At 40.3% G+C, this 22,529-nt stretch carries 29 protein-coding genes; 21 read left to right on the top strand and 8 right to left on the bottom strand.

Annotated elements, in window-relative coordinates; all coding sequences use genetic code 11:
• Positions 1–4 precede the first annotated feature (4 nt).
• The 5 genes from ctaF to ABEQ24_RS14035 all read left to right on the top strand — a co-directional run bounded on the left by ctaF (position 5) and on the right by ABEQ24_RS14035 (position 3,806).
• Positions 5–337 carry a cytochrome c oxidase subunit IVB gene (ctaF, locus tag ABEQ24_RS14055; RefSeq protein WP_430007368.1) on the top strand — a complete coding sequence of 111 codons (333 nt, stop codon included), beginning with the start codon at positions 5–7 and terminating at the stop codon, positions 335–337.
• A gap of 234 nt (positions 338–571) precedes the next feature.
• Positions 572–1,462: a cytochrome c oxidase assembly factor CtaG gene (gene ctaG / locus ABEQ24_RS14050; RefSeq protein WP_430007439.1), complete on the top strand. Its 891-nt coding sequence runs from the start codon at positions 572–574 to the stop codon at positions 1,460–1,462.
• A 58-nt stretch (positions 1,463–1,520) separates the two neighbouring features.
• Positions 1,521–1,982, top strand: a complete 462-nt coding sequence (locus ABEQ24_RS14045) for a DUF420 domain-containing protein (RefSeq protein WP_430007367.1) — start codon at positions 1,521–1,523, stop codon at positions 1,980–1,982.
• A 137-nt stretch (positions 1,983–2,119) separates the two neighbouring features.
• The gene (locus ABEQ24_RS14040) at positions 2,120–2,629 is read left to right on the top strand and encodes a GNAT family N-acetyltransferase (RefSeq protein WP_430007366.1); all 510 of its coding nucleotides are present in this window, start codon (positions 2,120–2,122) and stop codon (positions 2,627–2,629) included.
• A 16-nt stretch (positions 2,630–2,645) separates the two neighbouring features.
• The gene (locus ABEQ24_RS14035; RefSeq protein ID WP_430007365.1) at positions 2,646–3,806 is read left to right on the top strand and encodes a GNAT family N-acetyltransferase; all 1,161 of its coding nucleotides are present in this window, start codon (positions 2,646–2,648) and stop codon (positions 3,804–3,806) included.
• 40 nt (positions 3,807–3,846) lie between these two features.
• On the opposite strand, the gene ytvI is transcribed toward ABEQ24_RS14035, so the two are convergent.
• Both ytvI and ABEQ24_RS14025 read right to left on the bottom strand, forming a co-directional pair.
• On the bottom strand, positions 3,847–4,905 hold the full coding sequence (gene ytvI, locus ABEQ24_RS14030; RefSeq protein WP_430007364.1) for a sporulation integral membrane protein YtvI: 1,059 nt from the start codon (positions 4,903–4,905) through the stop codon (positions 3,847–3,849).
• A gap of 174 nt (positions 4,906–5,079) precedes the next feature.
• On the bottom strand, positions 5,080–5,436 hold the full coding sequence (locus tag ABEQ24_RS14025) for a YugN family protein (protein WP_430007363.1): 357 nt from the start codon (positions 5,434–5,436) through the stop codon (positions 5,080–5,082).
• 190 nt (positions 5,437–5,626) lie between these two features.
• Between ABEQ24_RS14025 and ABEQ24_RS14020 the strand changes: the two genes are divergently transcribed.
• Together ABEQ24_RS14020 and ABEQ24_RS14015 are read left to right on the top strand one after the other, a co-directional pair.
• A complete protein-coding gene (locus ABEQ24_RS14020; RefSeq protein WP_430007362.1) occupies positions 5,627–6,058 on the top strand; it encodes a CBS domain-containing protein in 432 nt (143 codons plus the stop codon).
• 299 nt (positions 6,059–6,357) lie between these two features.
• Entirely contained in the window at positions 6,358–7,395 is a 1,038-nt protein-coding gene (locus ABEQ24_RS14015; protein WP_430007438.1) for a CAP domain-containing protein, read from the top strand.
• A 384-nt stretch (positions 7,396–7,779) separates the two neighbouring features.
• Here the strand turns inward: ABEQ24_RS14015 and ABEQ24_RS14010 are convergent, their stop codons facing one another.
• Complete coding sequence (locus ABEQ24_RS14010; RefSeq protein ID WP_430007361.1) at positions 7,780–8,262, bottom strand: PaaI family thioesterase; 483 nt, start codon at positions 8,260–8,262, stop codon at positions 7,780–7,782.
• A 175-nt stretch (positions 8,263–8,437) separates the two neighbouring features.
• Between ABEQ24_RS14010 and ABEQ24_RS14005 the strand changes: the two genes are divergently transcribed.
• The 4 genes from ABEQ24_RS14005 (at position 8,438) to ABEQ24_RS13990 (ending at position 10,120) form a co-directional block, all read left to right on the top strand.
• A complete protein-coding gene (locus tag ABEQ24_RS14005) occupies positions 8,438–8,833 on the top strand; it encodes a YlbD family protein (RefSeq protein WP_430007360.1) in 396 nt (131 codons plus the stop codon).
• Between the two features lie 14 nt (positions 8,834–8,847).
• Positions 8,848–9,087 (top strand): YlbE-like family protein, encoded by a 240-nt coding sequence (locus ABEQ24_RS14000; RefSeq protein WP_430007359.1) that lies wholly within the window; start codon positions 8,848–8,850, stop codon positions 9,085–9,087.
• A gap of 98 nt (positions 9,088–9,185) precedes the next feature.
• Positions 9,186–9,608 (top strand): hypothetical protein, encoded by a 423-nt coding sequence (locus ABEQ24_RS13995; protein WP_430007358.1) that lies wholly within the window; start codon positions 9,186–9,188, stop codon positions 9,606–9,608.
• Positions 9,609–9,670: 62 nt separating this feature from the next.
• Complete coding sequence (locus tag ABEQ24_RS13990) at positions 9,671–10,120, top strand: YlbF family regulator (RefSeq protein ID WP_430007357.1); 450 nt, start codon at positions 9,671–9,673, stop codon at positions 10,118–10,120.
• Positions 10,121–10,263: 143 nt separating this feature from the next.
• On the opposite strand, the gene ABEQ24_RS13985 is transcribed toward ABEQ24_RS13990, so the two are convergent.
• Positions 10,264–10,596 (bottom strand): hypothetical protein, encoded by a 333-nt coding sequence (locus ABEQ24_RS13985; protein WP_430007356.1) that lies wholly within the window; start codon positions 10,594–10,596, stop codon positions 10,264–10,266.
• A 105-nt stretch (positions 10,597–10,701) separates the two neighbouring features.
• Here ABEQ24_RS13985 and ABEQ24_RS13980 point away from each other — a divergent pair, with 105 nt between their 5' ends.
• Complete coding sequence (locus ABEQ24_RS13980) at positions 10,702–10,974, top strand: YlbG family protein (RefSeq protein WP_070879159.1); 273 nt, start codon at positions 10,702–10,704, stop codon at positions 10,972–10,974.
• Positions 10,975–11,268: 294 nt separating this feature from the next.
• On the opposite strand, the gene ABEQ24_RS13975 is transcribed toward ABEQ24_RS13980, so the two are convergent.
• Complete coding sequence (locus ABEQ24_RS13975; protein ID WP_430007355.1) at positions 11,269–11,649, bottom strand: DUF7147 family protein; 381 nt, start codon at positions 11,647–11,649, stop codon at positions 11,269–11,271.
• Positions 11,650–12,167: 518 nt separating this feature from the next.
• Here ABEQ24_RS13975 and rsmD point away from each other — a divergent pair.
• Positions 12,168–12,737, top strand: coding sequence for a 16S rRNA (guanine(966)-N(2))-methyltransferase RsmD (gene rsmD, locus ABEQ24_RS13970; protein ID WP_430007354.1), 570 nt, complete (start codon positions 12,168–12,170; stop codon positions 12,735–12,737).
• A 1-nt stretch (position 12,738) separates the two neighbouring features.
• Positions 12,739–13,221, top strand: a complete 483-nt coding sequence (gene coaD / locus ABEQ24_RS13965; RefSeq protein WP_070879061.1) for a pantetheine-phosphate adenylyltransferase — start codon at positions 12,739–12,741, stop codon at positions 13,219–13,221.
• A 137-nt stretch (positions 13,222–13,358) separates the two neighbouring features.
• On the opposite strand, the gene ylbJ is transcribed toward coaD, so the two are convergent.
• Positions 13,359–14,570 (bottom strand): sporulation integral membrane protein YlbJ, encoded by a 1,212-nt coding sequence (ylbJ, locus tag ABEQ24_RS13960; RefSeq protein WP_430007353.1) that lies wholly within the window; start codon positions 14,568–14,570, stop codon positions 13,359–13,361.
• Positions 14,571–14,744: 174 nt separating this feature from the next.
• Here ylbJ and ABEQ24_RS13955 point away from each other — a divergent pair, with 174 nt between their 5' ends.
• Both ABEQ24_RS13955 and ABEQ24_RS13950 read left to right on the top strand, forming a co-directional pair.
• The gene (locus ABEQ24_RS13955; RefSeq protein ID WP_430007352.1) at positions 14,745–15,545 is read left to right on the top strand and encodes a patatin-like phospholipase family protein; all 801 of its coding nucleotides are present in this window, start codon (positions 14,745–14,747) and stop codon (positions 15,543–15,545) included.
• Positions 15,535–16,554: a SepM family pheromone-processing serine protease gene (locus ABEQ24_RS13950; protein WP_430007351.1), complete on the top strand. Its 1,020-nt coding sequence runs from the start codon at positions 15,535–15,537 to the stop codon at positions 16,552–16,554. The genes ABEQ24_RS13955 and ABEQ24_RS13950 overlap by 11 nt, the downstream gene beginning before the upstream one ends.
• 42 nt (positions 16,555–16,596) lie before the next feature.
• Here the strand turns inward: ABEQ24_RS13950 and ABEQ24_RS13945 are convergent, their stop codons facing one another.
• The gene (locus tag ABEQ24_RS13945) at positions 16,597–17,826 is read right to left on the bottom strand and encodes a nucleotidyltransferase (RefSeq protein WP_430007350.1); all 1,230 of its coding nucleotides are present in this window, start codon (positions 17,824–17,826) and stop codon (positions 16,597–16,599) included.
• Between the two features lie 230 nt (positions 17,827–18,056).
• Here ABEQ24_RS13945 and ABEQ24_RS13940 point away from each other — a divergent pair, with 230 nt between their 5' ends.
• The 4 genes from ABEQ24_RS13940 to ABEQ24_RS13925 all read left to right on the top strand — a co-directional run bounded on the left by ABEQ24_RS13940 (position 18,057) and on the right by ABEQ24_RS13925 (position 20,443).
• Positions 18,057–18,578, top strand: coding sequence for a YceD family protein (locus ABEQ24_RS13940; RefSeq protein WP_070879066.1), 522 nt, complete (start codon positions 18,057–18,059; stop codon positions 18,576–18,578).
• Between the two features lie 76 nt (positions 18,579–18,654).
• A complete protein-coding gene (gene rpmF, locus ABEQ24_RS13935; RefSeq protein ID WP_029285043.1) occupies positions 18,655–18,828 on the top strand; it encodes a 50S ribosomal protein L32 in 174 nt (57 codons plus the stop codon).
• Positions 18,829–18,962: 134 nt separating this feature from the next.
• Positions 18,963–19,721, top strand: coding sequence for an enoyl-CoA hydratase/isomerase family protein (locus ABEQ24_RS13930; RefSeq protein WP_430007349.1), 759 nt, complete (start codon positions 18,963–18,965; stop codon positions 19,719–19,721).
• A gap of 107 nt (positions 19,722–19,828) precedes the next feature.
• Positions 19,829–20,443 carry an RsfA family transcriptional regulator gene (locus ABEQ24_RS13925; RefSeq protein WP_430007348.1) on the top strand — a complete coding sequence of 205 codons (615 nt, stop codon included), beginning with the start codon at positions 19,829–19,831 and terminating at the stop codon, positions 20,441–20,443.
• A gap of 48 nt (positions 20,444–20,491) precedes the next feature.
• Here the strand turns inward: ABEQ24_RS13925 and ABEQ24_RS13920 are convergent, their stop codons facing one another.
• Positions 20,492–20,971, bottom strand: a complete 480-nt coding sequence (locus ABEQ24_RS13920) for an N-acetyltransferase (protein ID WP_430007347.1) — start codon at positions 20,969–20,971, stop codon at positions 20,492–20,494.
• 218 nt (positions 20,972–21,189) lie between these two features.
• Here ABEQ24_RS13920 and ABEQ24_RS13915 point away from each other — a divergent pair, with 218 nt between their 5' ends.
• Positions 21,190–22,527 (top strand): acetyl-CoA carboxylase biotin carboxylase subunit, encoded by a 1,338-nt coding sequence (locus tag ABEQ24_RS13915; protein ID WP_430007346.1) that lies wholly within the window; start codon positions 21,190–21,192, stop codon positions 22,525–22,527.
• Positions 22,528–22,529: the final 2 nt, after the last annotated feature.

The following is a 22,529-nucleotide window of genomic DNA, read 5'->3' as shown; positions in this document are numbered from 1 at the left end:
ACTGATGGCAGCTAATCAAAACTCAGGAAACCCAAAAGTAGATCTTGCATATCGCCGCAAGAAAAATAAAGAAGATATGAAATTTCAGGTTGTTACATTTGCGTTAATGATTTTCCTTACAGTCATTGCATTTGTAGCAATTGGCTATGATGGCATTGCAGAATGGTTCAAAATTCCGTTTATCCTTTTGCTTGCTGTTGTACAGGTTATTTTCCAGCTTTACTACTTTATGCATATGAGCCATAAAGGCCACGAAGTTCCTGCGCTTTTCCTTTACTCAGGAATTGGTGTAGCATTCTTGACAGTTCTGACATTTGTTACAATCATTTGGTGGTAAACCTAAAACCGGCTGAATCCTCAGCCGGTTTTTTTATTTGCTGAAAAAGGAAAATGCAGCAGATTGCTAATCAAATGAGAGGCAGTTTCCTGTCCTGTTCGGGAATATCCAGTTTATCATCCCGGGCATTTCTAATGTCATAGAACGTTCATTGATAGCGCTTCATTGAAGGTGTATAATAGTTTGCAGGAGTTATAGCAGAAATAGGAGATGAACTCATTGTTAAATTTAGAAATGTTTGGTTTTAGAGCAATGTGGAGCCCTTATTTTTTCCTGTTTGTTGCGGTCATTCTTGGCATTTATTTTCTATTAATCGGACCTCTTCGAAATCGATTTCACGATAGCCAGCCTGTCCCGTTCAAACAGAAAGCGCTTTTTGCTGGGAGCATGATTCTTTTATATGCAGTAAAAGGCAGTCCGCTGGATTTAATGGGACATTTAATGTTCAGTGCACATATGACACAAATGGCCCTATTATATTTGCTGATACCGCCTCTGATGATCTATGGCATCCCGGTCTGGATGTGGAGAGCGATGATTTACAGACGGGGAGTGAAGCAAATCGTTTCATTTCTGTCAAAACCGCTGATAGCTTTAATTGTCTTTAATGGGGTTTTTTCAATTTATCATATTCCGCTTGTATTTGATGTTGTGAAAACTGATCATATCCTGCACGCATCAGTAACGATTTTAATTTTCATTACTGCGATGCTGATGTGGTGGCCATTGCTGAATGAATTGCCTGAATGGAGGGAGCTTGGCGGAATTAAGAAAATTGGATACATATTCGCCAATGGAATGCTCCTCACGCCAGCTTGTGCTCTTATCATATTTGCTGATATTTCGCTCTATTCTACGTATTCTGATCCAAGCGCATGGGCGAGCGCCCTAGCACTGTGCGTCCCGGCAAGCATGCTGTCAGGCCTGAATTTGACTGGTCCGGAAATGTTCAATACATTGCCGCTTGTTGAAGATCAGCAGCTTGGGGGCATCATGATGAAAATTATCCAGGAATTTGTTTATGGAACCCTTCTTGGGATTATTTTCTTCAAATGGGCCCGTCAGGAGAGAGAGCGTGATGATCTAGAGGAAAGTAAAAGATTTACTCCGCAGCCGATTAAGTAACGTCCGCTCTAATTTTCTGCTTATCAATCTATAATTTATATTCTTAGGAGCTGCAAAAATGAATGTACCTATTTTACCTACTATTAGTACAGCCTTTATTGTTTTAAGTGCAGTTTCTGTTGCTGTTGGCTGGTATTTCATTAAGCAGCGCAAAATAGAAGCGCATCAAAAGGCCATGCTAACCGCAGCTGTTTTTGCTGTTATCTTCTTTATCGTATATGCCTCGAGAACGGTCTTTGTAGGGAACACAGCTTTCGGCGGACCAGACAGCATTAAAGTCTATTATACTGTTTTCCTGATTTTTCATATTACTCTAGCTACCATTGGTGCGGTATTTGGAATTATCACCTTGATTTCAGGCTATAAAAACAATCTGTCAAAGCATAGAAAATCTGGTCCGGTTACAAGCATTATTTGGTTTTTTACTGCCATTACCGGCGTGGCTGTCTATTATCTGCTGTATATTCAGTATAAAGGCGGAGAGACCACCTCTGTATTCAAAGCCATTTTAGGGTTTTAGTTAAACGTGAAAGGTGTTATGGAATGGATCATTCTATAACATCTTTTTTTTGTTTCTTTTTTTCTTTAAGTATAGGACGCACAGAATGGCCATAAAATGAAAGTATCAGGTGGTTTACGAAAGGGAGTGACTGTAAGATGATTGAAATTGTAACAGATCGGCTGCTGATTATCCCATGTTCTTTAGATATTGCAAAATCTTTAGTCTTTCACAGAAAAGAACTGGAAAGCCGCTCCCCGATTGGAATACCTGTTACTTGGCCTTCAACTGCTGTCAAAGGATTGCTCCCGCTCTATATTGAAAGACTCGAGAGGAATGATAAAGAATACGGCTGGGGACTCTGGCTCATTATTTTATATCATGAAAAGAGAATTGTAGGAGACTTGTTTCTGCAGGGTATGCCGGATGAGCATGGCTGTGTGGAACTATGCTACAACATCCAGGAGATCGATGATGAAGAAAGTTTAACATTTGAAGCAATTGAAGCTGTCATTGAATGGCTGACAAGTGAGAAATCGGTCATTCAAATCAGCATGGAATGCATCGATCATAATAAAAAATCCATTCGCCTTTTTGAAAAACTCGGCATGATCTGTACAAAAAAAGAGGACGTTTTTTTATCCTGGGAACTTAAAAAGAAAGCCTAGATGAGAGGAATACCATATGATCCGCAAAGCAGAAAAGAGTGATTTTGAAGAGGTTGTCCGTTTATCACAATATTCATTAAAGAACGATTGCAAAGAAATAAACTGCTTCCAGAGAGAGAGTATACTCGGTGACTTTGAAAGCGGGAGCCTGATAGCTAAAGTAGACATCCTGAATCTTACTATCTATTCTTCTGGGAGAAAAATGAATGTTGGAGGACTGTCGTCAATTTCTGTTTTGCCGGAAATGCGGCGCAAGCATAAGATGTACAAGCTCCTTTTTGAAGCTTTAGTATGGATGAAACACCGCGGCTATTCCATTTCTTATCTCCAGCCTATCTCCATACCTTATTACAGGAAATACGGCTGGGAACTCATTTCAAATGAAAAGCAGTGGACGATAAAGAAAGAAGATCTTTGTCTTTGGCCCTTTAGCGGGAGCTGCAATGTCAAAGAGCTCAGCGGAATTCTTGCATTGCCGTTCCTGCAAGAAGTGTATGATTGTTTCAGCAAACAGAATAATGGTTTGTTAGTCAGATCGGAAGAATGGTGGGAAAAGGGGATAGTAAAAGAAAATCATTTTGTTTTTGTTCACTTTAAAAAGGATGAAAATGCAGATGGCTACTTGATTTGCAGGCTCGAACATCAAAAGCTTTATATCGACGAATGCATAGCCCTTAATGATACAGCAAAAAAATCACTTTGGACTTTTATCTGCCAGAAAGGATTGAAATTTGAAGAACTGATTTGGCGTACATATGAACAGGATCATTTTTCATTTTTATTGAAAAACCCTTTTATTCTATCAAAGGTTAAACCTTCCATTATGGGGAGAATCATTGATGTCAAATCTTTTTTAGAGCAATATATGTCAGTCCCTCCTGAAAAGCCGCTTTTTCTGCACATCGATGACTCTTTTGCAGACTGGAACGGCGGGACTTATCTTATAAATGATGGCGAAATCACCCACTTTCAGAAGGCGTCTGAAGGAAGTGCCTGTTCTCATCCTCCAAAACGAGGTCTGCAGATGGATATATCCGTTTTAACCGCAGTTTTTTTCAGGTATTTGAAAGCTTCTTCTCTCTATAACGCAGGCCTGATTCAGGGACCGAAAGATGATCTGGATTTGCTTGAGCAAATCATTCAATCGAAAAAAACGATTTGCATGGATCGCATATAAAAAGGGCTGAACTTTAAGCGTTCAGCCCTTTCATTTTTGTTCAAAATTTAAAATTAAAACGGATTATGCCCGCTTCTCTTGCGGAATTATACACAATCAAAATCATAGGGCCAATGAAAAAACCGAGAACACCAAACAGCTTTAACCCAAGATACATTGAGATGAGCGTCGCAAGAGGAGATAATCCAATATGGCTGCCCATTACTTTAGGTTCTATCGTTCGTCTGATAATCAAAAGAACAGCCGTCAGAATTCCTAGCTTAGTCGCAAGTACTGGATCACCTGAAATAAGATGATACAGGGTCCATGGACCCATAATAATGATAGATCCTATGATAGGGATTACATCAATAACCCAAATGATAATGGACATAACAAGCGCGATTTCGGGGGCTATCAGCAGCAATCCGATAAAGGATGCAACGAAAATAATTATGCTGACTAAAAACTGTGCTTTTGCAAAGCCGAAAATGACATAGGACATGCGGGTAATCATAAAGTTCACTTTTTGAGCAGTATTTTCAGTCATGTGACCATACATTCGGATTTTCAGGTTTGGCAGCTCGAGCATAAACAGGAATAAGGCAATCAAGTAAACAAGCATGTTTACCATGTAATTAGGAATGTTTGTAATGATACTTTTGACATTGTCTATATTTACAGAGCTTGCGAGATCGCCTTTTGTTTTTTCGAGAAATTCTTCAACCTGATTGCTGATTTCATTTACAAACTCAGGCGGAAGATCTTTTGCTGAGTTTGTAATCCGTTGTTCAATATTGTTCCAGGCTATCGTAATTTCGTTTATGTAGCTTGGTGCATTTTCAATTGTCCGAATGGCTTCGCCAACTACTTTAGTTGTAATAAAGTAGCCGCTTAAGGTAATGGTGAACAGAAAGATCAAAAAAGTCACGAGCACAGCCATTTTTCGTTTTAGGTTTACACGGTTTTGGAAAATCCTAATAAGAGGTTCCAATAATAACGCAGTAATAAATGCCGTAATCAAGGGAATCGATATGGGCAGAAGAAAATAGATGATCAGTCCAATCACAATAACAGATAGAATAATGAGGAAATTTCGCTTATTAAGTATAGTAGACAATCCCTTGCTCCTTTCAATGCTTCTCTTTAAATTATAGTACGAAAGTACGGTTTGCAGAAAGGTTTTTTAAAGATTTATGAAAATATCATCCTCATTATGAGAAGCAAGAGGGGGATTGTATAAATTGATCAAATAAAAAAGCAAAAGCAGTTCATGCTTTTGCGTGCAGAATCATTAAACGATGCGGCCGACATCTTCTTTGAGCTGTTTGAGCAGCTTCTGGCTTGTACTTAAAACGGCATTTGGGAACGTTTCGCCTTCGCCGTATTCTACTCCGTGCGGATAATAGTGCTTGCCGAGAAGAGGTGTCATTAACTTAACAACGGCATGCTTAGCGCCAATATCGCCTTCTACTGCATATCCAGGGATGCGGAGATAAAATATTTCTCCTTTGTTTTCGAATTTACGATCATATGTAACACGTTCATAATCCCACTGACCAGCCCGGACGATGCCAAGCTCATCCATAATTTCATCAAGTCTTGCTAATTCTACTGTCAGACCATCCAGTCCAGTGTTTTCTAATTTCATTATGTATTCCCTCCTAAAACCTTATAACGGCATTTTCATTAGTAAAGCGCTTTAATGAACTCCACTTCAATCATAGTACGAATGCATGGAACTTTCAATCTTTACCTGATAATTTACATCTTTATCTTTTTTTAGGTCAAACTATTTTAGCAGAAAGATGATTTTTATTTACTTCTAAGGAGGTTTTTTTATGCAGAAGGTTCGAGATATTATGTCTAATGACATCCAGGCATGCACACCGCTTGATAATGTTTACGAAGTAGCGGTTAAAATGAAAGAATGGAATGTGGGATCCATTCCGATCATTGAGAACGATCAATTGCTCGGGATGATTACGGATCGTGACTTGGTTGTTAGAGGGATTGCAGAAAAACACCCCGGTTCTTATCAAGTGACAAAAGTGATGAGCGATCACATATTCACAATCAGTCCGGATGCATCTGCAGATGAAGCAGCACAGCTCATGGCAGAGCATCAGATCAGAAGGCTTCCTGTTGTAGAAGATGGACATATCGTTGGAATGGTATCGCTTGGGGATCTGTCCTTGAATCAATTGACAGACCAGCAGGCTGGCTCTGCATTAACGACAATTTCTGAAAAGGATGATCATCAGCTTCACTAAGCTGTTAAAGAGCATGCCATCATAGGGCATGTTTTTTTGCTATTTTCGCAAACCATGTTTTTTGTGGGATAATGGTAAAAGCCATAAGCGGAATTCAAGTAGAAGGGATTTGACTCCTGCTGGAAATAGAACTTATAAAAGTTTAAAATGAACATCTTATTTGAAAAATGCTGCTATTTTTGATTAAATGACCTATAAAAGGATATACTATCTGCCAATATTGTGAAATACTGTTTAGTAGTATAATGAATCTAATGGTTCATATAATGGTAGAAATGAGTGGCCTGGAGGGATTTAAACTGAGCAGTATATTAAAAACCATTTTTTTATTGCTGATTATTTTTATTACTTATATTCTTTTTATTCAATATGGAAATAATGAACCGATTAAACAAATAGATGAAAATGAACAAATCGCAAATGAATCAAATGAAGAATTAAATATGCCGGATTCAGGCGTTCTTTCTTTTGTTGGAAAATCATCGGGTGAGATCCTTGAAACACTTGGGGAACCTGCAAGGAAAGATCCTTCATCCTATGACTACGAATGGTGGATTTATAACCAGAATGATCAGCAGTACCTTCAAGTGGGTGTGCTTAATGAGAAAGTCGTCACGGTATATGCAATCGGCTCTGAGGTGAATGTGAAGCCTTATAAACTTGGGCAGCCTGTCGGGGAGGTTTTTAAGACTAATTCGATTTCTTCCAGTATCTCCATTGATTTTGACGGCAATTCCTATCGATTTGAAATGTCTGAAGAGGATATGAACACAAGGCCAATCGTAAAAATGGGCAATGTGTATGTTCAGCTTTATTTAGATAAATTTGATGGCGAACTATCAAGTATCAGAGCTTTAGATGAAGAAACACTTGTTAAGCAGCGTCCGTATGAAGTTGTTTACCGCGGAGAACTGATTCAGCCTAAAGAGCTTAATGCAGAAGAATGGAAGGCTGTAGAAATGGGAGCAGAAAATCAAATTCTTGATCTTACTAATATGATTCGTAGCCGTCACGATGTTCCTCCCGTAGAATGGGATCAAATGACTTCAGAGGTCGCCTTTTCGCACAGCAATGATATGCTTTCCAATGACTATTTTTCACATGAATCGCCTACCGCAGGGTCGCTTGCAGACCGTTTAAAAGAAGGAGAAGTAGCTTATCAGACAGCTGGAGAAAACATTGCAGCCCAATATATCGATGGAATAGCGGCTGTTGAAGGCTGGCTGAACAGCAAAGGACACCGTGATACACTGTTAAATCCAGATTTTACAAGGCTCGGTGTTGGTGTAAATGAGCTCTATTATACACAAAATTTCATCAGACCATTTAATGAATGATAATCACAGCAAAAAGACATCCAAGCGGGTGTCTTTTTGCTGATTGACATTTTCTTTTTTTGTGAATGGATGCAGGCTGCTTATGCTTTTTATCAGGCGTTTTTATTAGATAAGAAAGTATGCGGTTAGATGTCTGGCGCAAGCGCCCAATTCCTCGGCCAGAACGGATCCGAAAGTATTGGCAGGCGGATCCTTATCTGTTCGTCGGAGCTAAACGGGCACTTGCGCTTTTCTTGTAAGCACGTCTCTCAGCATACCCTTTACAGAGATGACAAACTTGAATTTCAGCTTGTTTATCACCAATATACGTTTCTGTGTTCTTGGATTATTTCTTGCAGAAATAGCACGTCTTTTTAAAAAATGGGAACATTTCTTTCTCCTTACTTATCGTTTAGGACGATCGATGATAAAAAAGCTCGCTGTACAATGAGCCATCAATTTTCCGTCATCCCGAAAGACTTTTCCCTCAGTCACAACCGTTTTGCTGCCTTTATGGATTAGTGAGGCTACACATTTCAGTTCATTGCCAATTCCTGGAGCAACATAATTAATTTTCATTTCAGAAGTAACGGCGGCAAGGTGCTCAGGCAAAACGTGATGGACAAGCGATCCCATTGCTGAATCAAGCAGTGTAGCTGTAATTCCTCCATGTACGATATTCAGGGAGTTCTGAATAATTGCCGTGTTGGGGATGGTTAATAGAAATTGATTTTCGGAATATTCGCCTTGTGCATGAAGCAATGCACCTATGTATGATCCATTTTCTTTACCCGCTTTCTTTTTAAGGCCTTCAAGAAACAGCTTTAAAACGGGAAAATCTTCTTCATTTAATTCCGTAAATAAGCGCATCAGTTCTTCCTGTTCCATCTCTCACCCAATCCTTTCTATTCTCCACTTCATCTTATCAGTCCTTCCAAATATTGTGCAATCAGGATTTTATCAATAATCTGTGCAGAAAAGGGTAAAGAGCGAAAATGGGCGAACCGTTTTTAGACGATTCAATAAAATATAGTAGGCGAAGGTAAGCAGAGGTGATCAGTTAATGACAGAAAAAAAAGAACATCCTTCAATTGGACAATTTAAAGAATTTGTTAAAAAACATCCTAAATTGATTACTGAAGTCAGAAAAGGCGAGAAGAAATGGCAGGAATTATTTGAAGACTGGTATTTGCTTGGTGAAAATGATGTTTCATGGGAAAAGTACAGAGATGATGCAGATAAGGCGGAAACTGCAGCAGAGGAGAAGTCTGATTTTATGTCCAGGATGATGACGGCTGTAAAAGGCATGGACGCCAATCAAATGAATCAGCATTTGTACAACATGAACAACACCATTTCATCCATTCAAAATTTATTTTCAACCTTTGGGCTTACAAAAGGCTCATCATCTAATCAGTCGAAAACACCAGGCAATCCCTTTTCCTTCAGAAAAGATTGAGCAGGAGAGACAGCATGAGAAAAGAAATTCAGGAAATGATTGCAGCAGACAATGAATTAAAGAAATTTTTGCGTGAACAGCCCCAATGGTACAGAAAGCTTGCCAGAAATCCTCAAGATACCGAATCCATGAAGCTTGCGATGATGAATTATTATCAAAAAACCATACCGCATAAAGTAGCCCAATTTTCAAATTCAGTGCAGATGGCTTCCATGATGCTTGGGATGTTTCAGTCAATGAGACAGCAGGACTGACAAAAAAGAAAGTCACAGCCATGACTTTCTTTTTTAGTCTGCTGAAAACATATTTGGAATAAAACTGGTGAAACTACCTCCATAAGGAGGCGTTGTCATTGATGAAACACTTTTTAATGCTGATTTTGTTTCTTGTATTTTTAACAGCCTGCACAAATGAAAAACCACGTCCAGAGGGAGATGCCGTTCCGATGGAAATCAGCATTGCAAAAAGGGATGCAATGGAAGCGGGTGCTCAGACAGGAAGACAGCTTTATGTCAATCATCATATTAAAGGGCAAAATGTGTACATAGAGTGCTTTGTTCCCAATTTTACTTTTTCAAATGAACACGGGAAAAAAATAAATGGCGAAGGATATATGAATCTGTATGTTGACGGAAAAAAAACGGATGAAATACATACAGCAGCATTTATTATTAAAGGTTTAAAAACAGGGACACATACGATTTCTCTTGAACTGCTGCACAATGATTCTTCGAAATATCATTTGAAAAAAACGTGGAATGTTACGGTTCAGTGAGACGCTAGCATTTACCATTCCGGCAAAAACATGTTAAAATATAGCTGGAGGTGATGCCGTCTATGTTTGCTACTATAGAAAGCGTCAATTTAATCGACGAAGCTGAGCTTCTTGGGTCGTTAGTTGTTGAGTCACAAATTGCGGAAGACTATCGCCGCACTTTAAATACATTAAAGAAAGATAAATCTGCACAAAAGGTGATCGCCAAATTTATAGAAATCAAGGACTTATACGAGGATGTCCAGCGGTTTGGCAAATATCATCCTGATTATAAGGAAATCACCAAGGTCATGAGGGAAGCAAAGCGAGAGCTTGACCTTCATGAAGCAGTCATTGCTTTTAAAAAGGCAGAGAAGGAGCTTCAGTCGCTGCTGGATGAAATAAGCGTCCAGCTTGGCAGAGCCGTTTCACAGAATATCAAAGTGCCAACAGGCAATCCATTTTTCGATACCGGATCAAGCTGCGGGGGAGGATGCGGCTCAGGCGGGGGATGCGGCTGTAAAGCATCTTAAAAAACGAGGCCAGTCCTCGTTTTTTAAGTTCCTTTTTTACTGTGAAAAAGTGTCCAGCTCACTAGGTCAAATCCTCATTCAGAACAGCTCCTCCGGTAAAGTCATAAAGACGTCTTTTCTTCAGGAACATTATCTGTCTGAACTTAATGGCCGCTTGCGCTTTTCTTAAGACGGATACAGTCCTCGCACAAATTGCCGCAGCAGAACATTTTTTCCTGAGGCACATAAAACCGGTGCCTGAATACATATAGGTTCGTGTCTTCCCTGACAAAGATGCATTCAAACGTAAGCCGTTTCCCATTCATAGCATAACGGCATTCTTTCTCAATCTTGAGCTTAATGTGAGCAAGTGATTCTGCGAAATTCATCTGAACATAGAGAAACGGAATACCGGCAGACTTTTTTATCCAGCATGTAAGATTTTCATCTTCGTTCATTCTATCTATAAATAATTGGACAGTCTGACTCAGGCTCACAGCAATCAGCTCCTTATGCAGAAAGGTTTTCATAGTGCGTATTGTAAAAAAATTAGAAAATTGGTACACTTCAAGTGGAGAATATAAAAAGGGAGATTATTTATGATGTTTGATAAGCGTCAAGGCATTATCATCTGGATGCATTCCTTAAAGCAAATTAAAATGCTCCGTAAATTCGGAAACATCCATTACGTATCCAAAAAATTAAAGTATGTTGTCTTATATTGTGACATGGAACATGTTGAACATACAATAGAGAAGGTGTCATCTTTTTCATTTGTAAAGCACGCTGAACCGTCATATAAGCCCTTTCTTAAATTGGAATTTGAATCAAAAATCGATAAAGCAAAAGAATATGACTATAAACTTGGTCTTTAGAAGAAAAGCGCAATCCTTTTTAGGATTGCGCTTTTTTTATGTATTCACGTTGAGGGATTTTGGCAGGCGGATTCTTATCTGTCATGCCTGGGCTAAACAGGCGGCTCCGCTTTTCGTATTGTCTAGCTCCACCGCCCAACTCCTCGGCCAGAACGGATCCGCCAAGAAAGGCAAAAAGCGCCTTTCCTGTCGGATCCTTATCTGTCTGCCTGCGCTAACCGGGCGGTTCCGCTTTTCGTTATTGTCCAGCTCCATCGCCCAACTCCTCGGCCAGAACGGGCGATTCCGCTTTTCTTATTGCCAAGGCGGCAAATACCTGTTCATTCTCAGGATTCCTGTGAGGTATTGAAAATACAATTCTTTTTCGGCAAATTGAGAAGAAGATTTGACGTCAAGTTCTATAATTGATTTCTCAAGTTTTTTTGCAAGATCTTCAAATAATTCACGGCGTTTGCTTTCTCCTGCGGAAATACCTTCAAGGCAAAGGTAGATGGCCTGGAATTGACCAGGGTCAGTCGGGTTCATCGTGACTGCAAATGATGACATGTTTCTTTCGTTAATCGTTGTATTAAGGATTAAAAATCTTGAAACACGATGAGCATTCGCCTGTGTGGTTTCGATTAATTCATACAGATCCGAATAGCCGGCTCCAAGTTCGATAAAGCGCTGTATCAAACTGAATTCCTCCTGTTCTTTCTTTCTCATCATAATGTAACATGTTTAAAATCAGTTAGATAGATGATGACCTATTTTTTATCAAGAAAAAAGTTTATAGAAATGTATAGTGTGAACTCGATTGGTGGATAATGTATAGTAACAACATCGAATCGAAGATGTTGTTGCCAACCGCGGAGAAGACTTACGTTTCCCCATAAGTTCTTCCTCCGGTTTCTCCTCTCCCTTTGCCTTCTGCCCAAAAAAAGTCTCTTTTTTTGGATTAGAAGGACCCTGCAGGTTTCCTGCGGGGTTTTTTTATGGACGTCATTCAAAGCTCTTAAGTATGTGTCCATATTATCCGTCATTTTAGGTATTAAGCACACCTTACTGCAGCTCCATGCGAGCGAAATCCTGTTTCCGCAAGCGTGAAGGAAAGAGTAAGACCCGCTTTTCAATATTGTCTCTGTCCACGCTCTGTGATACGATAAAACAGGCTAAATTCTAGCAGTAAAGACAAAATAACAGTGGTGAGAAAGATGAGAGTAGTATCAGGCAGCTGTAAAGGGCGGCCATTAAAAGCGGTGCCGGGCATGTCGACACGCCCGACAACTGATAAAGTGAAAGAATCAATCTTTAATATTATCGGCCCATATTTCGACGGGGGTCTTGCAGTCGATTTGTTTGGGGGAAGCGGCGGTCTTGGAATCGAAGCTTTAAGCAGAGGAATTGATAAATGCATCTTTGTCGACCGGGAAGCGAAAGCAGTTGCAACCATACATAAGAATTTAGAAGCCTGTCATTTTCAAAGTCAGGCAGAGGTCTACCGCAATGATGCAGAGAGAGCATTAAAAGCCATTGCGAAAAGAGAGCTGTCCTTTAAGTTGATCTTTTTGGATCCTCCGTACAAGCAACAAAAATTGAAAGCGCTTATCGAATTGATTGATTCATTTCGTTTAGTGGAAGATGGGGGCATTATCGTGGCTGAACATGATGCCGGGATTACATTGCCGGATGAGATTGGCTCTTATAAGCTCTCCCGCTATGAATCCTATGGTATTAGCGCTGTGTCCATCTATATACATAAAGAACAAGGGACGGGGGAGTAAAATGGCAAGCATTGCTGTTTGTCCGGGAAGCTTTGATCCTGTGACGTACGGACATTTGGATATTATTAAACGCGGGGCAAAAGTATTTGATAAGGTGTATGTTTGTGTGCTGAATAATTCATCAAAAAACCCATTGTTTAATGTGGATGAGCGCTGTGAGCTCTTAATGGAAGTGACAAAGGATATGCCGAATGTTGTGGTTGAATCCTTTAAGGGTCTATTAATTGAGTATGCAAACAGCAAGAATGCAAGCACGATTTTGAGAGGGCTGCGCGCGGTTTCAGATTTTGAATATGAAATGCAGATTACCTCCATGAACAGGGTGCTTGATCCTAACGTAGAAACCTTATTCATGATGACAAACAACCAATATTCATTTTTAAGCTCGAGTATCGTAAAAGAAGTGGCCAAATACCGCGGCGATATTTCAGAACTTGTTCCAAAAGCAGTTGAAAATGCGTTAAAACAGAAATTTAACAGATGAAAAAAGTGACCTCCTTGGCGTGAATGCGTTCTAAGAGGTCACTTTTTTATATGATGATAAAAATTAAAAAACGGATAAATTAGCAGGTGAATTTTATGAACACACTGATATTCCAATTTTGGCTCTGCTTGCTTAAGCTAATTCCTTGAAATAACCCGGCCTGCATAGATGAAAATGTATATAAGCAAAGAGATGATCGTAATCATCGGTCCAATTTCAGTCAGCAGGCTCCAGATGTACGCTAGAAGAACTGGAGTATCCTCTGTGAGAAAAACCGGAAGAACTGATACATTTGAGCCGGAAAGCTCCAAATAAACAGGCTTCCAGAAGATCCAGGCGAAGAAGGCGGCGTATACTCCCTGCAGTATTCGGGCGATAAAAAACGGGCGAAAACGGATGTCCGTCTCTGCAAGGATGCTTGCAACCTGAGCCTGAATCGACAGCCCGCTGAAGCCAAGCAAAAAGCTTGTCACAATCGCTTTTTGCAGCAGATCGGCACTTGCTGTACTTGCAAGCTTGCTGCCGAGTGTCATCTCAAACATGCCTGATACAAGCGGAACGCTGAGTTCAGCAGATAATTTAAAAAGAGCAAGCAATAAAGAGAATGCGACAGCAATAAAATCTGTAATCGATAAAAGGGATAAGAGTTTATTTAAAACAGAAAATAAAATAATGAATCCGCCAACCATAAGCAGGGTTTGAATTGATGAGAGTACAGCGTCGCCAAGCATTTTTCCGATCGGCCTTGTGTCATCCGTCCGGGTCTGATGCATCTGTTTGAAAGCTTCTCTGACAGACGGTCTTTTATAGTCTGTTTTTATCGGCTTCTCCAGTTCGCGTCCATGAAACCTCATGGTCAGTCCTACGGCCAGGTTTCCGGTATAATGAGCAGCAGCTAGCAGAAGGCCAAGAGCCTGATTATTGAAAAATCCAATCGCGACGGCTCCGAAAATAAATAACGGATTAGAAGAATTCGTGAAGGACACGAGCCTCTCAGCTTCAAGAGCCGTCAGCTGCTTTTTTTTTCGCATCTCTGCCGTCAGCTTTGCGCCTGCAGGGGAGCCGGATGCCCATCCCATTGCCCAGACAAAGCCCCCGATTCCCGGAACTTTAAACAGGGGTCTCATCACCGGTTCTAAAAGCACACCAATGAACCTGACAATCCCAAATCCGATCAGCAGATGGGAAAGGATGAAAAAGGGCAGCAAAGACGGGAAAACCACCCCCCACCAAAGCTCAAGCCCTGCTTTAGAAGCAGTATAGGAAACTTTGGGGCTGATAATCATAGCAAACGCAAGGATCATCAATGAAAATCCAAGCAGAAGTGTTTTTAATTTAGCTGCGTTCAAAATATGTCCCCCTCTTGCTTCTTTCTATACTTTTTAAAGCGGATAATGATAAAATATAGTCAAACTTTTCCGCAGGGTTGTACACTCTTTGATAGTTCAATATACGAGAATAGGGGACCATTTTAGACCATAGAATTGACTAACGGATGAATTGACATTAGAGGAGGCATCTCTTTGAAAAGAGAACCTAAAATTGGTCTCGCCTTGGGATCCGGCGGAGCACGCGGTTTTGCTCATCTCGGAGTATTGAAGGTATTAAGTGAAGAGGGTATTCAGATCAGCATGATTGCCGGAAGCAGCATGGGTGCACTGGTTGGCAGTTTTTATGCGACAGGGCTCGGATTTGAGCATTTATATAAGCTTGCTACATTATTTAAACGCAAATATTATTTGGATTTTACTGTGCCCAAAATGGGCTTTATTGCAGGAAACCGCGTTAAGGATTTTATAAAGGTGTTCACAAGAGGCAAGCATATAGAAGACTTGGATATTCCGCTGTCCATAGTAGCGACAGATTTATACGAAGGAAAAAAAGTGGTCTTTACAAAAGGGCCGGTTGCTGATGCAGTGAGGGCAAGCATTGCCATTCCCGGTATATTTGTTCCTGAAAAAATTGATGGAAAGCTTCTCATTGACGGCGGAGTGATTGACCGGATTCCTGTTTCGGTTGTAAAAGAGATGGGAGCTGACCTTGTCATTGCAGTAGATGTTTCCCATGTGAAAAAGACGGAAGAAATCACGTCCATTTTTGATGTCATTCTGCAGAGCCTTGATATTATGCAGGATGAGCTTGTCCATCACCGCAAAATTGCCTCCGATATTATGATTCGGCCGCATGTAGAGCAATATAGTTCAAGAGCATTTAAAAACATAAAAGAAATCATTGAGATTGGTGAAAACGAAGCAAGAAAGCATGTTTTCGAAATAAAAGAGCTGATTGAAAGTTGGAAGGGGTCACAGCAAGATGAAGAATAACAAAGTAGTCAGAGCCATTTTAATAGGAGTAATCCTCGCTGCGGTCCTGAATTTTATTAAACTCCCTTATTATGTAACAAAGCCGGGCATGGCAACTGAGCTAGAGCCGATTATAGAAGTGGATGGCGGATATGATGAAGAAGGAAGTTTTTCGCTGACAACCGTCGGTTTTGGAAGGGCAAATCTATTTTCCTACGTTCTCGCAAATGTCCTTCCATATCATGAGCTTTTGCCGCTTGAAGATGTCGTTCAAGAAGGTGAATCAGATGATGATTATTTAAATAGACAAATGCATATGATGGAATCTTCTCAGGAATCTGCTGTTTCATTAGCGTATGAAAAGGCAGGCAAAAAAGTGGACTACAAATTCCACGGCATTTATGTCATGCAGGTTGTTGAAGGGATGCCGTCAGAGGGCAAACTTAAAACCGGAGACCGCATTTTCAGAGTCGACGGAAAAGAATTTAAAACGGCAGAAGAATTTATCGCATACGTCAGCCAAAAGAAAAAAGGCGATAAGATAGATATTACATATGACCGGAATGGAAAAGAAGGCAAAACGGAAATAACAGCGGCCCAGTTTCCGGATAACAAAAACAAAGTCGGGATCGGAATCTCTCTTGTAACGGACAGAGAACTAATAACAGAGCCTGAGATTTCGCTTGATACAAGCAATATTGGCGGACCATCTGCAGGATTAATGATGACACTTGAAATTTATAATCAGCTGACAAAGGAAGATTATACAAAAGGCTATCATATTGCAGGCACCGGGACGATTGATGAAAAAGGAACAGTCGGTCCAATTGGCGGGATCTCGCAGAAAATTGTAGCAGCAGATAAATCGGGTGCAGAGATCTTTTTTGCGCCGAATCAAAATGGCATTGCTGCCTCCAATTATAAAGAAGCCGCTGCAACGGCCGAAGAGATTGACACGGATATGAAAATTGTGCCGATCGACACATTTGATGATGCTGTAGCTTATCTAAAAAAATTAAAAGAAAAATAAAAAGGTGACTTCATTGCGAAGTCACTTTTTATTTTAAGCAGCCTACAAAAACAGTTTTTCTGCTTCGTTGTATTGAATAGGTCTTGTTGAATATTCGCTGTGCATAAATTGAGAACGGATCGGTTCAGGAAAAACCATGCCATACACTGATGCTGCTTTTATATCCAGATCAAGGAGCGGGTGGCTGAATGCAGACAAAGTTGAAACGATCGGTTTATCAACCGTTTTCTTTATGCTGTTTAAATAAGCCCGCCCCTGTGAAGACATGCCCAGCAGTCTTAAATAAGGGGCTCCTTTATCATCAAGCTTCATTTGATCTTTGGTCGTTCTAGTTAAAATATGAAGACAAAGCCGCTGAAGTCTTGTCCATGTGTACCGTTTTGTTTTCAGCTGCTCCATAAAATCTTTAAAAGTTGCAGCCTTATGAATGAGCGATTTCACCCGGTTTTCAAGGCCTTCTTCGACTTCATAAATCTGCTTCAGTTCATCATGCGTCATCGTGCAGATTGTATATTTAAGAAATCCAAAGTAATCTTCCCATTGATGAAAGGTGTCAAAATCATGTTTATACTTTTGTAAATTGACCCAGGTGGTTTCAGGTACAAATGATTGAATATCTTTGTTTTCTTCTGAAAAGATAGCCTTGCGTATGCTTGTCGCACTTGCAATGGAGGTTTCATTAAATTCTTCATCATGGTAGCCTGCGGATGTCCGTTTAATCGTAAGGGGGAATATGGCAGAGCCCTGTTTCTGAATAGCTTTAACATAATGATAGCCTAAAATGTTGTTTGGCATCGATAAATCAAGTGTATGTCCGCCTGTGTCCAGTGACTGATAGGCCCTTGTCTGGGCACTTGGATAACTTATTCCCTGTTTCATATAATACTTAATAGCATCCTGATAGTCTGAATCAAGGTCTGCAAGTGTCTTTGCCGTCTCAAGGAAAGGCGTGATTTCTCCATTTTCACTTCCAAAGCAAACGGAATTGCATTTTAAGGCATCCAGTATGGAGATGGCCCCATCTGCGAAAATTTCTGCTTTTTGGGTCGCAAATGAATATGGCAGTTCAACGACAAGATCTGCTCCCTGCTGCAGGGCCATTTTCGCCCGGCTCCATTTCGAGACAAGTGCAGGCTCGCCGCGCTGCAAAAAATGGCCGCTCATTACAGCAATGACTGTATCTGCTTCCGCCTTTTCTTTAGAAGCCTGAAGGTGATAGAGATGCCCATTATGAAATGGATTATATTCAACTACTAGCCCGACTGCTTTCAAGAACATTCCTCCCTGATTTATTTTTTTCATTATTTTTCTAATTAAATCATGAAACGTGGGGTTCACGAAGTCAAGTTTCTGCAATAAAAATGGCTGAAAAACCTTTAAAATCAGCGAGAACATTTTGCATTAAAACAATATTCATGTATACTAAACACTGTAAAGAAAAAATATTGACAAATATTATTGCGAAAGCTATAATTACCTTTGTTGCCTTGAGGTGATACCATATGAAATGGTCTATTAATCAACTGAACCAACTGCAAAACAAGGGACTGCAAATTGATGAAACCGTCCAATTGACAGATATGAAAGGCGCGCTTTCTGAAATCCGTGAAATTTCACCTGTTTCAGTAAAAGGCAGAGCAGATCTTGGCTCTTCTAAAGCAACTTTTCATTTGACGCTGACTGGCACGATGATTCTCCCTTGTGCAAGAACGCTAGTGGATGTTCCATTTCCGTTCGAAATTCATACAACTGAAACGTTCTTATTAAAACCGAATGCCGACTTCGAGATGGAGGAAGATGTCCATCACGTTCAAGAAGATATCGTTGACTTAATACCTGTTATTAAAGAAAACATACTTTTGGAAGTACCGATGCAGGTTTTTAGCGATTCTGTTGAAGGAAATGATCAGGCTGCCCCGCAAGAGGGAAAAGATTGGAAAGTTATCTCTGAAGAAGATAACAAAAACAAGATTGACCCGAGACTTGCCGGCTTATCGAAATTCTTCGATGATCAAGACAGCTAATGCTATTGTTTAGCACTTATATATAGGCTGTTTTAAACACAAAGTTTTAATGAAACTCTGTAAGGAGGTGGGAATAATGGCTGTACCTTTTAGAAGAACTTCTAAAACAAGAAAAAGACTACGTCGTACACACTTCAAATTGCAAGTGCCTGGTATGGTAGCATGCCCAAACTGTGGTGAAGTTAAATTAGCTCACCGTGTATGTAAAGAATGTGGAACATACAAAGGAAAAGAAGTTGTTAGCAAATAATAACTTCATTAAAAACGCAAGGATCTCTGATCCTTGCGTTTTTTTTATGAAGATTAATAATAATATGCTCTAGTGCTTATCCAGCCCTTTCTATAAAATAAAAGGTATTCATCTATTTCTTTAGGGGGATTAAAGTGGGAAAAGTATCAGCAAGCGAGAGAAACGGGATATTAGAGATTAAAATTAACCGGCCGGAGCGCAGAAATGCAATTGATTATGATGTGATGAATGAATTAGAAGCGATTTTGACTGGAGCAGAAGGCAATGAGAGACTGCTCGCTGCAGTCATAACAGGCAGCGGCAGCAAGGCGTTTTGTTCAGGCGGTGATCTTTCTGTTTTCGGGAATATCACCACTGCTGAAGAAGCTCTGTATATGCTCTCTAAAATGGGGAATCTATTATACAGAATCATGACTCTTCCTGTGCCGACATTTGCTCTGATAAATGGAACGGCTGTAGGGGGAGGAATGGAAATAGCTGCTTCAGCTGATTTCAGACTAGTAAATGAAGAAGCTTCACTAGGATTTATTCAGGGAAATCAAGCGATTACTACCGGCTGGGGCGGAAGTGCGATGCTGTTTGAAAAAATGCAGCATGATAAGGCCTTATACATGCTCACAAGCGGAGAGAAAATAAATGCACATAAGGCAAAAGAACTTGGATTTGCTTCGGATGTTTTTCATTCTGATACATTTGAAACAGATGCTTATGAGTACATAAGAAAGGCTCTTATCCCTTATCCTGATGTGATTAGAGCGTATAAAAAAGGTCAGATTAATAAATGGGTCAGCTCGGGTCTGGAAAAAAGAATGCAAGAAGAAATCGCCAAGTGTGCAGAGCTTTGGGCAGGCGAAGAACACTTGAATGCTGTCAGGAAATTCTTTCAAAAGTAGGCAGTGAAAAAACAGCTTGTATCCCTGGGAATTCTGTCACGTTCGGTAGTCTATCTATTCTAGCAGGCGCATATGTATGTAAAAAATGCGCATTAGGGGGAAGAGTTATGACGACTACACGTCAGGATGCCTGGACTCAGGATGAGGATTTGATGCTCGCTGAAATAGTTCTCAGACAGATTCGTGAAGGCGGCACGCAGCTTGCAGCGTTTGAAGAAGTAGGGCAAAAGTTATCAAGAACGGCTGCAGCATGCGGATTCCGCTGGAATTCTTATGTGAGAAAGCAGTACAAATCAGCAATTGAAATGGCAAAAGCTCAGCGAAAGAAAATCCGCAAACAAGAGCAGGAAGAATCAGCTGACCTGGTTAAGCCTTCTTTGGAGATTGAACCGCAGAAGAAAGAAGCATACGGATCCCTGACTTTTCATGAAGTGATTTCGTTTTTAAAAACCTATGAAAATTCAGGCAGCGCAGCAGAATTAAAAAGCGAAAATGAAAAACTAAGTAAGAAAGTAACCCATCTTGAGCAGCAAGTTGAAAAATTGCAGGCTGAAAAAGAGACCATCCACAGTAATCTGAAGCTCGTAGAGGAAGATTATATGATGCTGATTGAGATGATGGAACGTGCAAGAAATATGGCTGTTTTGAGAGATGATGAACGCAGCCGCAAGGTGAAGTTTCAGGTAGACCGCAATGGAAATCTCGAAAGAGCTGAAAAATAAAAGAATGACCGCTTGAGCGGTCATTCTTTTATTTAACTGAACATTTTTTTAAGCGGGTTCTCCTTTTTGTTCGGAAACGCCTTCAGGATACCAGACAAGAGGGTTTTCCCCTTTATCGCGATCCATGTCATATGTCACGGACTCAAATCCCATTCTTGACCAGAATTCACCCGACTTTACTCTTGGATTGGTTTTGATCGGAACACCGAAAGATTTTGCATATTCAACAAGTGCCGTGCCATAGCCTTTGCGCTTATAATCAGGAAGCACTTCAAGCTTCCAAAGCTCCAAATAATCCTGTTTTGGGTCGAAATATTCATCGAACTTTTTATCGACGCGGTAAAGGCTCATGCGGGCAACGAGCTTTTCGCCAAAGTAGATGCCGTAAAATGGTGAATTGCTGTCATTTTCGATAATGTTATCCTGAAGATCATCCAGCATGGACAGCTCCTGCAGTCCGTATTCTTTAAACTTTTTAAATTCCTCTAATGTTTTATAATTAATAAGCAGTTTTTCTACCTTAAACATTGTTTTTCCCCCTTGCAGCCTCTGATGGTTGTTTATCATGCAGGTTTAAGATAAGAATACAAAATCTTAACAACATTTTAAAACTTACATCTATTATACCACGCAGAGAAGATTAGAAAAGAGTTTCGTGAGCGTTTTCATTTTAAAGCAGGAAATTTAAAGTTTATGAAGAAATGTACTCTGTGGGGATATTCTTTTACACCTTGGGAGGGGAGAAATTGAAGAAGATTTTAATAGCAAACCGGGGAGAAATTGCGCTTCGGATTATCCAAACATGCAAAAAAATGGGGATTGAAACAGTCGTCATTTTTTCTGATGCCGATGCGGAGCTGCCATTTGTTAAAGAAGCAGACTATGCCTTTAGAATAGGGGAAGCTCCTGTAGCGAAGTCCTATTTATTAAAGGATGAAATTTTAAATATTGCCGTCAGGGAACAAGTGGATGGCATTCATCCGGGTTATGGATTCTTATCTGAAAATACGGAGTTTGCTCAGGCGGCAGAAGAAAAGGGCATTAAGTTTATTGGTCCTGATGCAGAGACAATGGCTCTTATGGGAGATAAAGTTGCTGCTAGAAAAACCATGAAGGAAGCCCTCGTGCCAGTTGTGCCAGGAAGTGTTACAGGTATTTCTGCTGTTGAGGACGCCTGCTCCTTTGCAGGGGAAATCGGATATCCGGTGATGCTTAAAGCAAGCGGCGGAGGCGGCGGGATCGGCATGCAGCGGTGTGACGATGAAGCGGCTCTGATAAAATGTTTTGACTCAACGAAAACAAGAGCAAAAGCATACTTCGGAAATGATGAGGTTTTTATAGAAAAATTCATTGCAGATGCAAGGCACATTGAAATTCAATTATTTGGAGATCATCACGGAAATGTTGTGCACATGTTCGAGCGTGACTGCTCTGTTCAGCGCAGAAACCAAAAAGTGGTCGAAGAATCTCCATCTCCGCACCTGTCTGATGAGACAAGGGCCAAAATGTGCGAAGCTGCTATTGCAGCAGCAAAGCATGTAGGATACATAAATGCAGGAACGATCGAGTTTATTGTAGATGATAAAGAAAACTTTTATTTCCTTGAAATGAATACTAGACTGCAAGTCGAGCACAGGGTGACAGAAGGCGTGACAGGCCTTGATCTTGTAGAGCTGCAAATCCGCACGGCGGAAGGAAACGCGCTTCCTTTTACACAGGAGGAAATTACGAAAAACGGTCATTCTATTCAATTCAGACTATACGCCGAAGATCCGGTGAAATTCATTCCGTCACCCGGTTTAATTAAAGCGTTTACATTCAGTAAAATGAATGGGGTGGTTGTGGATATTGCCTATGAAGAAGGCAATACTGTCACGCCTTTTTATGACCCGCTGGTGGCAAAAATTATTGTAAACGGAAATAGCCGGGAAGAGACCATTGAAAAAGCAAGGACATTTTTAAATGATATGAAAATCGAGGGAATTAAAACTAACCTTCCTTTATTTATTAATATTTTATCGAATGAACAATTTAACCGCGGAAGATACAGCACATCCTTTTTACAGACAGCTGTTTTCGCATAAGT

It is taken from the genome of Metabacillus idriensis, assembly GCF_050483325.1.
GTDB classification, from domain to species: Bacteria; Bacillota; Bacilli; order Bacillales; family Bacillaceae; genus Bacillus_P; species Bacillus_P idriensis_A.
Note: the sequence above shows the minus strand (reverse complement) of the source record. Positions and strands in the feature narration are given on the sequence as shown.